This is a genomic window from Dehalococcoidia bacterium, assembly GCA_041653995.1.
Classification (GTDB): Bacteria; Chloroflexota; Dehalococcoidia; order GIF9; family UBA5629; genus CAIMUM01.
On sequence record JBAZEK010000001.1, the window covers coordinates 389,102 to 403,223 of the forward strand.

Consider the following 14,122-nt stretch of genomic DNA (forward strand, 5'->3'; position numbering starts at 1 on the left):
TTGCAGGAGATTATAATGCTGATTGTTTCTGAAGCTATAAGGCAACGCAGGAGTATACGCAGCTTTCGCAGTGACCCTGTATCCGATGAAACTATTCTCGCTATGCTGGAGGCGGCGCGGCTGGCGCCATCAGGCAGCAACCGCCAGCCCTGGCGTTTTATCGTTGTGAACGGCAAAGAGGAGAAGAGAAAGCTTCGAAAGGTATGCTTCGATCAGGCCTTTATAGAAGAGGCGCCGGTGGTATTTGTCTGCTGCGTGGACCTCTCTGCATATGCCCGGGCAGCGCGGGAGAAACGCTCCCAGGAGTTTATAGATTACGGAGTTATTGAAACGCTGTCGGGCTATTTCGCCGATCCTGCAGTACGTGAACTTTTTTTAAAGGCTCCGGATGACGACCTGAGCGTGCATTTCATGACGGCTATGGCGAATACCTATATCGCGGTCGAGCACATGGTGCTGACCGCAACTGCCCTCGGATTGGGTTCCTGTTGGGTGGGCGCAATCGGCAGCGCCGAGGAGCTGAATTCGATTTTCCACTTTCCGCCAAACATATTTGCGGTAGCAGTGTTGCCGGTTGGATATCCAGCTGAGGTCCCTCCTCCCCGCCCGCGTATTCCTCTGGATTCTATTTTGCTGCGGCCTCTGCATGACAGGTTGTGACAGGTCACTAATTCTTGTTCTCCATGTATATTTTTCTGGATTTGACTGCTGCGGAGAAAAAAGCAGTAATATTACCCTGCCAGACCGGATAATTGTATAATTAAGCACAGCCAGTAGTTAATTAACGTCAATAAAACTCGTAAAGGTATTGCAGTAAACCATATCTGTCGTGATTTATTTGCAAGTTAATAAATTATTCGGCCCGGTAGTGGATAAGAGCCTGTGTCGCTCCGCCTGAAAGCGCTATTACTTATCATCGGTGCTACAGCTTTAATGCTGGGCATCGTTTTCGCCGCATCCCAGTATTTCTTCTTGAGCAGCTTTCAACGGATCGAGGAACAATATGCGCGGGAAATGGTTCAACGCACGACCAATGCTTTCAATAATCAACTTGAAAGTTTAAACAGGCTAAATCTGGACTGGGCTTCCTGGGATGATACTTACGCCTACGTCCAGAATCCATCCGATCACCAGGGCTATGTCAAGAGCAACTTCACCGACTCAACTTTTACAAACAACAAACTAAATTTCATATTTGTCATCAACAACGAAGGTCAGACGGTTTACGGGAAGGGCTTCGACCTGGATAGCGAGACGGAGATGGACATACCTTCCGAACTACTTGAACATATACTGAGCAAAGCCCTGACATTCCATGGGGATGTTGAGGAGTATACTGCTGGAATCATTCTCCTGCCCCAGGGACCCCTGTTAGTCTCCTCTCAGCCCATCCTCACCAGCAACGATGAAGGCCCGATTAGGGGAACATTTGTCATGGCACGATATTTCGATGAGGGTATGATCAACGGCATCTCCGACACGGTGCACCTGCCACTCACCATCGCAAGAGTGGACGATACAGATATGCCGGCAGCCTTCAGTGCTGCGCGTCCGTCATTATCAACAGAGTCGCCGTTATTTATCAGCAGGGAAAGCGAAAAAACCATCGCGGCATATGCATTGCTCAAGGATATATTCGGAGAGCCGGCGCTGATGTTCCGGATTGAAATGCCGCGCGATATCTACGCCCAGGGCCAGGCGATGATGATATATTTCGTACTAGCTGTGTGCGGGCTTGCCATTGTATACGTATATATAGTCAACGTGTTTGTAGGCAGGGTGGTAATAGCGAGGCTGGAGCGCGTCGGCCATTTCGTAAATAAAATAAGCATATCGGGGGACCTGTCAACCAACCTGCCGACCAAAGAGAACGATGAATTAACCGTGCTTGAGAGAAATATAAACAGGATGGTTGATAAGCTGCAGGAGCAGCAGGAGGAGCTTAACCAGGAGTTGGAAGAGCGCAAGAAGATGGCGCAAAAACTCAAGGAGATGGCGACTCACGACTTTTTAACAGGGTTGCCGAACAGGTTGTTGCTGGTAGATCGTTTCAATATAGCTGCGGCGCTGGCTCACCGTAATCAGGACAGGCTCGCCGTTATGTCGCTGGATATCGATCGCTTCAAATCGGTTAATGATACTCTTGGGCATGATGTGGGTGATAAAGTACTGAAGGCATTTAGCGATCAACTTTCAGGGATAATACGCGCCAGCGACACGCTGGCCCGGGTTGGCGGCGATGAGTTCATCCTTTTAATGCTTGAGACAAACCACATGGAGGATGCCACTGTCATAGCGCATAAAATACTTGAATCCTTTAAAGAGCCTGTTTGTATTGACGATCACTGGATATATCTATCCACCAGTATCGGTATCTCCATCTATCCGGAAGACGCGACAGACCTGGAAACGCTGGTCAAAAAATCAGATGCCGCCCTGTACTATGCCAAAGGCCACGGCCGCAGCAAATTCAAGTTCTTTCACGACGGGGATGTCTGGATCAGCGGGGACCGCAAGAGCAAAGTTAATTGAAGCTCTGACATCTTATATTTACCGATCCAAATCATCGCTTAGATTTGCTGCCGGTTCGTATTAAGCTGTAATACGGCGGTTAATGCAGAGCTTAAAGGCTATGGGGCAGGCCGAGATCTAATGGAGGGAGGTTAACGATATGCCTCTGATAAAAGCAGGCGATATCAAACTTCATTATGAGATGAGCGGGGAGGGACCGCCGCTGCTGCTCATCAATGGGTATGGCGACCACACCGGGCACTGGTTTTGCATGCGGCCTGTTTTAGATCGACATTTCACAGTATTGGCCTATGATAACCGTGGTTCGGGGCGCAGCGATAAGCCGGACCTTCCTTATACAATGAAAATGCTGGCAGGCGACGCCGCAACGCTGCTTGATGAATTGGGAATCTCCCGGGCACATGTATTCGGTGTCTCAATGGGTGGTATGGTAGCCCAGGAACTGGCGCTGGGCTACCCGCGAAAACTCAATAGTCTGGTACTGGGATGCACCATACCCGGCGGAGTAAATACGGTATACCCGGAGCCCGAGGTGCTGGCATTTCTGCTGGATGGAGAGCGTAGCAAGCACCTCAAGCCTGCGGAGATGGCACGCGAGATGTGGACTTACACTTGCACGGCCGCTTTCAGACAAACGCATCCGGAGGTGGGCGAGGAGTATATAAAGATCACAACCATGTTCCCTGCACCGCAGCATGGACTGCAGTGGCAGGGGGATGCAATCGCCGCACATGATACATGGGACAGGTTGCCTGATATTAATGCTACCACGCTGGTCATCGCTGGATCTGAGGATAGACTGGTTCCTCCGCGAAACTCGCAGAATTTGGCTGCTCGCATACCTGGAGCCAGAGCGATAATATTGGAGAATGCCGGACACGGCTTCTTCTATGAAGCTGCCGATAAGGCCGGCAAAATCATAACTGACTTCTTGCTGGACCGGAGTTAACGGGGTATCCTATTAAGGAAAACGCTATATGGATACGATACTTAATTTACTCAGGGACTTCGGGCTGACTTTTGTCCCGCTGTTCGTAGCGATGGACTCTATCAGTACCGTGCCTATATTACTGTCTTTAACACACGATTTATCAGAGAAAAAAAGAAGCAGTGTGATACGTAATGCCCTGATTACCGCTCTGGGCCTGGGCCTCATTTTTATAGTTGTGGGTAAAGGGATCTTCCTTTTCCTGGGTATAACGGTTAACGATTTCCTGGTTGCGGGCGGGCTGATACTATTCATTTTGGGCGCCAAAGAGCTGGTGGTAGGCAAGATGTTCGAGGCGCAGGCTGCTACAGGAGAGGATGTGATAGCGGTGGTGCCGCTGGGCACACCGCTGGTGGTAGGGCCTGCTGTGCTCACCACATTGCTGATCCTGACCGATCAGTATCATATTGTAATGGTCACGTTCTCATTCGTAGTTAACCTGCTCATTACATGGCTGATGTTTGCACAGGCTAACAGGCTGGTCAGGGTGCTGGGACACGGGGGAGTTCTGGCGCTATCCAAGGTCTTCGCGCTATTGTTAGCGGCCATTGCCGTAAGTATGATCCATAGGGGCATAACGGCATTTATCGGTTAAACAGGCAATAAGGAGAAGTGATATGTGGTTATGTACACATTGCCGCCATCTTGAGTTTTCAGAGCAACAACCGGAACGCTGCCCCATCTGCGGCGCTGGCGCAGACAAATTTGTAAAACACGAAAGCTCTAGGGTCAAAGGCGTTGCGACGCTGAAAAACCTGAAGGAAGGATTCGAGGCTGAATCGAAGGCAAATATAAGAGACCTGGCCTTCGCCATAAAAGCTGAACAGGAAGGTTTTCCTGCTATCGCGGGGCTGTTCAGGGCAGTGGCTGAGTCCGAGGCCATACACGCCTTCCATCACCTGAGGTTGCTGGGGGTGATCGCAGATACACAGGAAAATCTGCAAGCGGCCTTTGAGAGGGAGAACTATGCCACCGATGCCTATCCGGAGTTCATTAAAACAGCCAATGACGAGGGTGATCCCCAGGTGGCTACGATTTTTAGCTACCACAGGGATGTGGAGAAAGGGCATGCAAAGCTGTATGAGAAAGCTCTTGACCGCCTGATGGATCCGCAGGGTGTTGACTATTACGTGTGCAGCGTTTGCGGCTATGTGAGCGTGGGTTCTGCCCCGGACGAATGTCCCATCTGCGGTGCGCCCAAAGACAAGTTCAGGCGTATTGATTAGCGTCCATCGGCCGCAGGCCGGCTGGTAATCGGATCAGCCTCGCAGCTTTGAGAACATCTTTTCAAGGTCTTCCAGCCATAGGGCTGGTTCTGCATCCGAAGGCATCCTCCAGTCGCCCCTGGGGGACAGGCTGACGGAACCGATCTTGGGACCCTCCGGCAGGCAGGTCCGTTTGAACTGGTTGGCAAAAAAGCGTTTGATGAAAACGGACAGCCATTTATTGAGGTCTTCCAGAGTATAACGGCCGTCGAAAAGTTTGCGCTTCCTGGCCTCGTTAGCCATAAATAGTATTTTGCCCGGGCGCATGCCGAAGCGGACAAAGGGGTATAAATAGAAGTCGGCCAGCTCAACTGGGCCGATGACCTCCTCGCTTCTCTGCGCTATCTGGCCTCTGACAGGCCTTCTTAGCTCCGGTGAGATGGGCGTATCCAGCACGTCTCTGAGTATTTTCTGAGCGGGTGAACCTGGCAGTTCCTCATCCGCTACCCAGCGGATGAGATAACGAACCAGCGTCTTGGGCACTGAAACGTTGATGTCGTAATGCGACATATGATCACCCGAGAAGGTGCTCCAGCCGAGAGCCACCTCGGTCAGGTCGCCCGTGCCCAGCAGTATGGCCCCGAGCCCGTTAGCCCTGTTGAACAGGAACTCGGTGCGGTACCGCGCCTGAATATTCTCGAATACCACATCCTCGCTGCCGTCATGCCCGAGATCGTCCATGTGCGCCTTGCAGGTGCGCGTAATATCGACACGTTCAAAGCTCACGCCAAGAGCTTTGCATAATTCTGTAGCATTGTCCCTTGTCCTGCGTGTCGTGCCAAAGCCGGGCAGGGTAAAGGCGGCAACGTTCTTCGCAGGCAGCTTAAGATAGTTCATAGTCCGGACGGCTACGAGAAGAGCCAGAGTGGAGTCGAGTCCGCCGGAAACACCCAGTACAATCCGGTCAAGTTTGGCGCCGGACAACTTTTTAGCCAGCGCGGCAACTTGCATATCGAAGATGTCCCGGCATCGCTGCGCACGTTTTTCGGGATCCCCGGGGACGAAGGGGTGCGGGTCTATCTCCCTCATCAATCCGGTTGCCGGCACGTCGGCCACCTTCGCCTCGATAATGCGGAAGGGCTTGATATGACTTGGCGACTGGCGGAAGCTTGTCATCGATATGCGGTCGTGAACCAGCCGATCTATATCAAGGTCGGATACTGTCAGGCCTGATTTCTGCTTAAAGACATGTGATTCCGCCAGCAGTCTGCCGTTCTCGGCGACCAGCGTGTGGCCTCCGAAGACGATGTCGTTGGATGATTCTCCTGTTCCGGCTGAAACATAGCAGCAGGCCGCCGCGCATCTTCCCGATTCGGAGGCGACCATGGTACGGCGCCACTCAGCCTTGGCCAGTACTTCATTGCTGGCTGAGATATTGAGTAGCACCGTTGCCCCGGCCAGCGCCTGGTACTCATGTGGGGCCAGAGGAACCCACATATCTTCACATATCTCGATGCCCAGCATAGCCGGTGTGAAGCCACGCAAAGAGATCAATATATTTGTGCCGAAGGCTATAGCCCTGTCTCCCAGATGAACAACATCGGAACAGGCGTCATCCGCGGAAACAAACCACCTGTTCTCGTAATACTCCTTATAGGACGGCAGATATGTTTTGGGTATGATAGCCAGCACCTGGCCCTCGTTGAGTACCGCAGCACAGTTGAATACTTTCTGATCGATACACACAGGCAGTCCGGCCACTATCAGCATGCCGCTGTCTGCCGTGCTCGCCGCCAGTCGTAAAATCCCTTCCTCGGCCTTTGCCAGCAATGACTGCTGGTGTACCAGGTCGGCGATGGTATAGCCCGTGACCGACATCTCCGGGAAGGCCAGCACCTGTGCCCCTTTTGATTTAGCTTCTTTGGCCATACCGAGCATGGCTGCGACATTGAAATCGACGTCAGCCACCCGCAGCTCGGGGACAGCCGCCGCTACCCTGAGAAATCCCAGGTCCCTGTTTAATAAAATCTTCTGTGCGGCCATGGCTTATCTCACCGAATAGTGCAGCGCCTCCGGGCTTTGGCTATAATAAATCGTTGCCCGAATAAAATCAAAACATACCATAACATATTTTAAGGTTTTCCAGGAGAAATTCATATGTTTAAACTCGTTTTACTGCGCCACGGCGAGAGCACCTGGAACAAAGAGAACAGGTTCACCGGATGGACCGATGTGGACCTTTCTCAGAAAGGGATGCGGGAGGCCAGGCAGGCCGGGAGGATACTCAAACAGAAGGGATACACATTCGATCTGGCATTCACATCTGTTTTGAAGCGGGCAGTACGCACGTTGTGGATAGTGCAGGACGAAATGGACCTGATGTGGATACCCGTGAAAAAATCCTGGCGTCTGAACGAGAGGCACTATGGCTCATTGCAGGGTCTGAACAAGTCGGAAATGGCCAGGAAATTTGGGGAGGATCAGGTGCTGGTCTGGCGCAGAAGCTATGATGTCCCTCCTCCGCCGCTTAAAAAAGGCGATCCGCGCGGTCCGAATGGGGATCCGCGCTATCTGAGCCTGAAACCGGAACAACTTCCTCTGACAGAGAGTCTGAGAGATACCTATCGGAGATGTTTACCTTACTGGTATAAATCGATTGCACCGGCAGTGAGGGCCGGCAAAAAAGTGATTATCTCCGCTCATGGCAACAGCCTGAGGGCGCTGGTCAAATACCTTGACAATGTGCCGGACAGCGAAATAGCCGGCCTGAACATTCCCACAGGTATCCCGCTAATCTATGAACTGGACAGGGACCTGAAGAAGATCAATAGCTATTACCTGGCGAGCGAAGCGGAACTTGAGCAGGCCAGGAAAGCCGTGGCCGACCAGGGGAAAGCCAGGTAAGCGTACCGGCCAATATTTCAGGAGTTGTTTAAGCCTCGGGCAATAAAATGTAGGGGCGGATTTTCAAGTCCGCCCGAAAGCGGGCGCAGCTAAAGCAACGCTCCTACTGCTATGTCCCTTCATCGACCGGTTCCGATATATCGGTGCGGTAGCTGTTGTGGAGAGCGTCTTGCCGCACCTCTTCACTGATGTTTTCCTCTCTTTCCAGCCGTCCGTCACGTAAATACAACACACGATCGGTGAATTCCCTCTGTTCCGGCTCATGGGTGACCATAAGAATAGTCTGTCCCAGGTCATCGCACAACTTTCTCAGCAGTCTGAGTACGATGCCCTTATTCTCGGTATCAAGGTTGGCGCAGGGTTCATCGGCAAAAAGAATCTTGGAATTATTAACCAGGGCACGGGCAATTGCCACCCTTTGCTGCTCGCCGCCGGAAAGCTGACTGATGAGGTGGTGCACGCGGTTGCCCAGCCCCACCTTCGACATCATTTTCCCGGTTATTTTCAGGTATTCTTTGCGTTTATATCCCAGCAGCAACAGGGGAAGGAAGGCATTCTCCAGGGCATTGAGCTCTGGTATGAGGGCATATTCCTGAAAAACGTATCCCAGGTATCTCAAACGGAAATCCGTTTTCTTATTGTCGGAAAGATGGGAAACATCGACTTTGTCCAGCAGAATGCGTCCTGATGTCGGTGTATCAAGAAGGGCCAGTTGATGAAGCAGCGTCGATTTACCCGAGCCGCTCGGCCCCATGATGGATAAAAACTCGCCGGTCTGTACCTCGAAACTCACCTCTTTGAGCGCATGCACGGGTACGTGGCCTTCATAGGTCTTTACCAGATTAGTAACATGGATCATTTGTGGATCATCCCCAGATTGCCTTGATTATGTTCTCGCGGGTGACGCGCCAGGATGGTATCAGCCCGGATACTATGCTGACCGCAAACATACTGGACATGCTGCTTATCAGATCCGACGGCACAACCAGCAGGCTCACCAGGCCCATGGGCAGCATCAATGGATGGCTTATGAAATACGGTTTCATTACGTACTCCATGACCAGCATGCCCAGGCACATGGCCATCAAGGTATAGAATAATGCCAGGAAAACATATGACATTATCACTATTTGTTCTTTCATACCGATGGCTTTCATGATGCCGATCTGTTTTCTGCGGCTTGAAGTCGCAATGAAGATGACGATGAATATGGTGACCCCCGCTACTACCAGCCCGATGAAATAGACTATGCGTTTAATGATATCGAAACTCTGCGTTATCCCGCTGATAAGGCCGATAAAATCCATCCACGGCCGAAGCTCCTGTTTTTCGAGGCCGGCCAGCCTGATCTCTCTCATATAGTAGTCCTCGGGATAAACAGGGTCCGTTTTCACCAGAATTTCAGATGCCCTGTTGTGCACGCCCAGTACCGATGCCATCTCTTTCTCTGTGACAAATACGCCCATGTCGGAGAGGGGAAAGATCGTGGAATAGATTCCCTTGATCTTATAAATACGTTTGATGCCATTGTTGTATCTCACCGTTACCTCATCGCCGAGGTTGGCGCCCCGCAACGATTGCACTTCGAGGCTTGCACCGAAGCCTCCCGATATCTCCCTCCCCATGATGATCTCATCCCGATCCCCTTCTTCGAGGTAATGCCCGACGACCATGTGATCCTGGATATTGGTCACTTTTATTTCTTCGGCAGGATCGATCGATTTGATGGTCCAACCGATGGATTTTACATCTTTGCCGTTTTTATCCGGATCGTAGGAAATGCTGGCGCCCATGGCATATCTGGACGAGCAGCTTATTACGCCCGGGATTGCGCTGATCTTGTTTTTTACCAGCGAAGCCTGGGTAATGTAATCCTCATCCGGCGAGGGTTGAATAACTATATTGGATACGTAATTGTCTTTGACCTGCTTATAGGCAAGGTTGATAGCTCCGTTGAAAATACCTGTTATCAGATTGATTTGAAGGAAGGCCAGCATGGTTACCATGATGGTTAAGACAGTCGTTCCTTTGCTGCCCCGCGTTATGTATTTAAATACCAGGAATAATGCTGCCTTAAGATCGTTCCACATTACACGCAACTAACCACGGTAATCCTATGCAACATTATACGCCAACTGCTTAAGTCTGATATCATATTTAGCGCAAATTTATGCTTGAAAGAAGAGTGAAATGCGAATCTGTATCTTGAGCTATCGCAGCTATCCCTATTCGGGCGGACAGGGCATCTATATGCGTTATTTAAGCAATGCCCTGCGAGACCTCGGCCACGAGGTGGACATGATGTCCGGCCCCCCTTATCCTATCGTAGACGATGGTGTCGGACTGATCAAACTGCCGAGCCTCGACCTCTACAGGTTTGGCTCCTGGCAGCGGCTGTTTATTGATCCCCGCAAGCTGAATACGCGCGCCAACTTCATGGAGTGGGGTGGCATCATGACAGGATATTTCTCAGAGCCGCTGGCTTTCGGCATGCGCGCTTATCAGTATCTGTGCAGCGATAATGCAAAGAAGTACGATGTAATACATGACAACCAGACCATGTCATGGGGTATTGCAGATATCCAGAAGGCCGGTTATCCCGTGGTGGAGACCATACACCATCCTGTTACTATCGACCGCGATCTGGCCATCCAGTCAGCCAAATCACTCAAGGACAAACTTGGATACCGCCGCTGGTTTTCTTTCACGGGCATGCAGATCAAGGTCGCGCGGCAGTTGCCCTTCATAATAACAGTATCAGAAATGGCCAAACACCATATCCACGAGATATTCGGTATTCCGGAATCCAGAATGAAGGTCATTTATAATGGCATCGACGTAGAGTTGTTCAGCCCGTCCGATGCCGTGCCCAGGTTAGATAATCAAATACTCATGGTCATGAGCCGTGATACGGCGGTCAAGGGGCTACGTTTCCTGTTGGAGGCGCTGGCCGAGCTCAGAAAAGAATGGGATTTGAAGCTGGTGGTTGTGGGCAGGACACTGGGCGATGGAATGACCGAAAAGTTGATGGACAGGCTGGGCGTAACGGATGCTGTGGCTTTCCGTAACCAGATAGACACATCGGAACTCATAGAGCTATACAGATCATCAACACTGGTTGCCGTACCTTCCACTTACGAAGGTTTCGGTTTGCCGGCGGCGGAGGCTATGTCATGCGGCGCACCGCTTGTGTCGACTACTGCAGGAGCATTGCCCGAGGTTGTGGGCGATGCCGGTATCCTCATTCCCCCAGCGGATTCAGCAGCACTCGCCTCTGCCATTGCCCGGTTGATGGAGAGCCCTGCCAAACGCCGCGAATACAGTGTGCTGGCGAGGAAACGCATACTGGAGAAATTCAACTGGAACAATGCAGCCCGGCTGACCGCCGAAGTTTATATGGAAGCTATAGAGGCCAAACGAGCTAAATAACGGCATAAGGCGGCTGAATTCAGCACAGTCTTGATTAATATCGCTAATAAATGTAAAATGTGTACGTGTTTTCAGCGCTTTTTACGGGTGCTTTTACGGGCTAATATTCATGCGGATATGTTTATTAAGCTACAGGGCTTATAAATACTCTGGCGGACAGGGTATTTACGTAAGATATCTCAGCCGTTCTCTGCAAAAGCTGGGGCACAGTGTGGATGTAGTGGCGGGGCCGCCTTATCCCGACCTAGCTGAAGGGATCAACCTGATCAGACTGCCAAGTTTAGACCTGTACAGGTTGCCCGAGAAGAGGCGCTACCTGATCAACCCTATGCTGCTCAACACCTGGCCCAACTTCGTCGAATGGCTGGGCGAATGTAGCGGCTGTTTCACTGAGCCGCATACCTTTGCCATAAGAGCCTACGATATGTTCCGACAGGACGGGCACAGTAAAAAATACGATATCGTGCACGATAATCAGTGTGTGACCGAAGGTATACTCAAAATCAGGCAACTGGGGATTCCTATGGTGACCACCATTCACCATCCCATAACGATCGACCGCATGCTGGCCCTTAAGGCCAGTAATTCCGCTTACCGCTCCTGGGGAATCAGGCGCTGGTACTCCTTTGCAGATACACAGATAAAGGTGGCCCGGCATTTGTCTCATTTTATTACGGACTCCGAGCATTCATTGCAGGAGATCATGAGCAGCTTCGGGTTGCCACGCGAGCGTTTTAAAATAATTTACTGCGGGGTGGATACGGATGTTTTCAGGGAACAACCGGATTTGAAACGTTCCGCTAATCGAATTTTAGTGATCAACAGCGGCGATACGCCACTCAAGGGGTTAAAATTCCTGCTGGAGGCAGTAGCGGAGTTGCGCAAGACACGCTCGGTCGAATTAACAATTGTTGGTGAGCCTCTGGTCAATGGTTATACCGAGGGATTGATCGAAGCACTCTGTCTCGGCGACTGCACACAATATACCGGCAAGATAGACACGGACAGCCTGGTCAGACACTATGCCACGGCAACCATGCTGGTTGTGCCCTCGATATATGAGGGATTTGGACTGCCTGCAGCGGAAGCTATGGCCTGTGGGACACCGGTTATCTCCACGACTGCCGGCGCCCTGCCGGAGGTGGTTGGCGACGCCGGTATCCTGGTGCCGCCCGGGGATAAAGACGCTCTGGTGAGATCCATTACATCGTTGCTGGATGATGAGGCGCGACGCAAGGAACTGGGTGCAATGGGTGTCGCGAGAGTAAAGAAATTGTTTAACTGGGACCGGGCAGCCGGGCAAACGGCGGATTACTATCGGGAAGCAATCGAGAGCCAAGTTAAGATAAAGGTTGGATAAGCTAATGGTTTTGGATAACAGCAGTACATTTGAGATGCCGGAACTGGAGGAGCTGTTATCTGATAAGTTTCTGAAGCCAACCTTTGAGAGCATAGTCAGCTTACAGGAAAATCGGGGCTCTGTACCCGAGGTCGAAGGCGGACTGGTAGAACCCTGGACACATGTGGAATGTGCTATGGCCATCGACGCCGGCTGTTACCATGATGAAGCAGAGAAAGGTTATGAGTGGCTGGCCGGCATGCAGTTGCCGGATGGAAGTTGGTATGCCAATTATCAGAACGGCAAACCCAAGGATAAATATAAGGTCTCGCACGCTATATCTTATATGGCCGTAGGCGTCTGGCACCATTACCTGATTACTGGAAAAAAGATGTTCCTCGATGATATGTGGCCGGTGGTAAAAAAAGCTATAGATTATGTGCTGGATATGCGTGGGCCAAAGGGAGAGATATATTGGGCCAGGGATGTGTCCGGCAGCGTTTATCCTACTGCCCAGATTGCCAGTTGCAGTTCTTCCTACCTGAGCATTAAGTGTGCGTTGAAAATGGCGGAGCTGGTGGGTGAGGAGCGTGAAGATTGGAGACAGGCCAACGAGGTTTTACGCACTGCCATTCTCGGTATGCCGCTGCCTTATGGCGATCCGATCGATGAGAAAAACATATCGGCCTTTGCCATGGATTGGTATTATCCGGCACTGTGCAGCGTCATTAACGGGCAGGAAGCAATTAATAGGATCTACGATAGCTGGGACAAGTTCATCGTGCATGGCAAGGGGTCCGTCTGCAACCTCGAGAAGCAGTGGGTTACTGCAGCCGAAAGCAGCGAACTGGCCATTTCTCTGGCCGTCCATGGCGAGTACTGGCAGTCGGCCATGGTTTATTACTGGGTTCACCAGATGCGAGATGAGGACGGCGCTTACTGGTACGGCGTAGCGTTTCCCGAGCACGAGATATGGCCTTTGACGAAACCTACCTGGACTTCCGCTGCGGTCCTGCTGGCGGCTGATATGCTCAAACCCCTGTCAGCGACCAACCTTCTTTTCGACCACCACGATATCGTTCTTCCTTAAGATGCCCAGGCTGTTTACCATGGGCAATTCCCGGTAATCACCGCTCCCCATAGCAAGCTTGTAAACTTCAAAAGGTGCCTGTCCCCCTTGGGTTGGATCGGGGTAGATGTCGTGAAATATCAAAAATCCTCCCGGCAGCAAGTACGGTGACCAGAATTCATAGTCCGAAAGCGCGGTTTGATAGCTGTGACCGCCGTCGATAAAGACCAGTCCCAGCGGTGTTGCCCAGTTCCGGGCGGCTACACCGGACCGCGTGACCATGGGGACGACGTTATCCTCAAGGCCTGCTCTGTGCAGAGTTTCCCGTAAAAGGGGGAGGCTGTTTATGACGCCCTTATTGCTGTCGAAAATCTCCGGATCGAAATACAACTGGCCCGGCTGCTGTTCCTCCGATCCGCAGTGATGGTCTATCGTAAAGAGCGTGCTATTACTTTTTTTGCAGGCTGATCCCAGATATACTGCTGACTTACCGCAGAAGCTGCCTATCTCCAGGCAGGGGCCGATTTTGCAGGCTTCAATGCCCATTTCATAAAGCTTCAGGCCTTCGTCCTCGGCCAGAAAACCCTTGACTTCCGAGGCAAGAGCTGCAATCGTTTTAGTGATCTTATCCACCATTTATTTTACATCTTTCCGGG

Annotated in this window: 13 protein-coding genes; 9 read left to right on the top strand and 4 right to left on the bottom strand. The window is 51.4% G+C overall.

All coding sequences use genetic code 11. The features are described from left to right. Positions 1-15 precede the first annotated feature (15 nt). From WC359_01870 to WC359_01890, 5 genes are all read left to right on the top strand, one after another. A complete protein-coding gene (locus WC359_01870; GenBank protein MFA5399177.1) occupies positions 16-660 on the top strand; it encodes a nitroreductase family protein in 645 nt (214 codons plus the stop codon). A 222-nt stretch (positions 661-882) separates the two neighbouring features. Then, on the top strand, positions 883-2,532 hold the full coding sequence (locus tag WC359_01875) for a diguanylate cyclase (protein ID MFA5399178.1): 1,650 nt from the start codon (positions 883-885) through the stop codon (positions 2,530-2,532). 139 nt (positions 2,533-2,671) lie between these two features. Next, positions 2,672-3,481: an alpha/beta fold hydrolase gene (locus tag WC359_01880; GenBank protein MFA5399179.1), complete on the top strand. Its 810-nt coding sequence runs from the start codon at positions 2,672-2,674 to the stop codon at positions 3,479-3,481. A gap of 28 nt (positions 3,482-3,509) precedes the next feature. Then, positions 3,510-4,115 (top strand): MarC family protein, encoded by a 606-nt coding sequence (locus WC359_01885; GenBank protein ID MFA5399180.1) that lies wholly within the window; start codon positions 3,510-3,512, stop codon positions 4,113-4,115. A 22-nt stretch (positions 4,116-4,137) separates the two neighbouring features. Next, positions 4,138-4,746, top strand: a complete 609-nt coding sequence (locus tag WC359_01890) for a ferritin family protein (GenBank protein MFA5399181.1) — start codon at positions 4,138-4,140, stop codon at positions 4,744-4,746. Positions 4,747-4,779: 33 nt separating this feature from the next. On the opposite strand, the gene WC359_01895 is transcribed toward WC359_01890, so the two are convergent. Further along, positions 4,780-6,768, bottom strand: a complete 1,989-nt coding sequence (locus WC359_01895; GenBank protein MFA5399182.1) for an NAD(+) synthase — start codon at positions 6,766-6,768, stop codon at positions 4,780-4,782. Between the two features lie 114 nt (positions 6,769-6,882). On the opposite strand from WC359_01895, the gene gpmA reads away from it, so the two are divergent. Further along, on the top strand, positions 6,883-7,629 hold the full coding sequence (gene gpmA, locus WC359_01900; GenBank protein MFA5399183.1) for a 2,3-diphosphoglycerate-dependent phosphoglycerate mutase: 747 nt from the start codon (positions 6,883-6,885) through the stop codon (positions 7,627-7,629). Positions 7,630-7,738: 109 nt separating this feature from the next. On the opposite strand, the gene WC359_01905 is transcribed toward gpmA, so the two are convergent. After that, on the bottom strand, positions 7,739-8,488 hold the full coding sequence (locus WC359_01905) for an ABC transporter ATP-binding protein (GenBank protein ID MFA5399184.1): 750 nt from the start codon (positions 8,486-8,488) through the stop codon (positions 7,739-7,741). Between the two features lie 7 nt (positions 8,489-8,495). Further along, positions 8,496-9,719 carry an FtsX-like permease family protein gene (locus WC359_01910; protein ID MFA5399185.1) on the bottom strand — a complete coding sequence of 408 codons (1,224 nt, stop codon included), beginning with the start codon at positions 9,717-9,719 and terminating at the stop codon, positions 8,496-8,498. A gap of 100 nt (positions 9,720-9,819) precedes the next feature. Here WC359_01910 and WC359_01915 point away from each other — a divergent pair, with 100 nt between their 5' ends. The 3 genes from WC359_01915 (at position 9,820) to WC359_01925 (ending at position 13,487) form a co-directional block, all read left to right on the top strand. Then, positions 9,820-11,058, top strand: coding sequence for a glycosyltransferase family 4 protein (locus WC359_01915; GenBank protein ID MFA5399186.1), 1,239 nt, complete (start codon positions 9,820-9,822; stop codon positions 11,056-11,058). Positions 11,059-11,167: 109 nt separating this feature from the next. After that, positions 11,168-12,418: a glycosyltransferase family 4 protein gene (locus WC359_01920; GenBank protein ID MFA5399187.1), complete on the top strand. Its 1,251-nt coding sequence runs from the start codon at positions 11,168-11,170 to the stop codon at positions 12,416-12,418. Positions 12,419-12,422: 4 nt separating this feature from the next. Beyond that, positions 12,423-13,487, top strand: a complete 1,065-nt coding sequence (locus WC359_01925; GenBank protein MFA5399188.1) for a hypothetical protein — start codon at positions 12,423-12,425, stop codon at positions 13,485-13,487. Here the strand turns inward: WC359_01925 and WC359_01930 are convergent. After that, positions 13,440-14,102 (bottom strand): class I SAM-dependent methyltransferase, encoded by a 663-nt coding sequence (locus tag WC359_01930; GenBank protein MFA5399189.1) that lies wholly within the window; start codon positions 14,100-14,102, stop codon positions 13,440-13,442. The two genes, WC359_01925 and WC359_01930, sit on opposite strands and share 48 nt — an antisense overlap. Positions 14,103-14,122 lie beyond the last annotated feature (20 nt).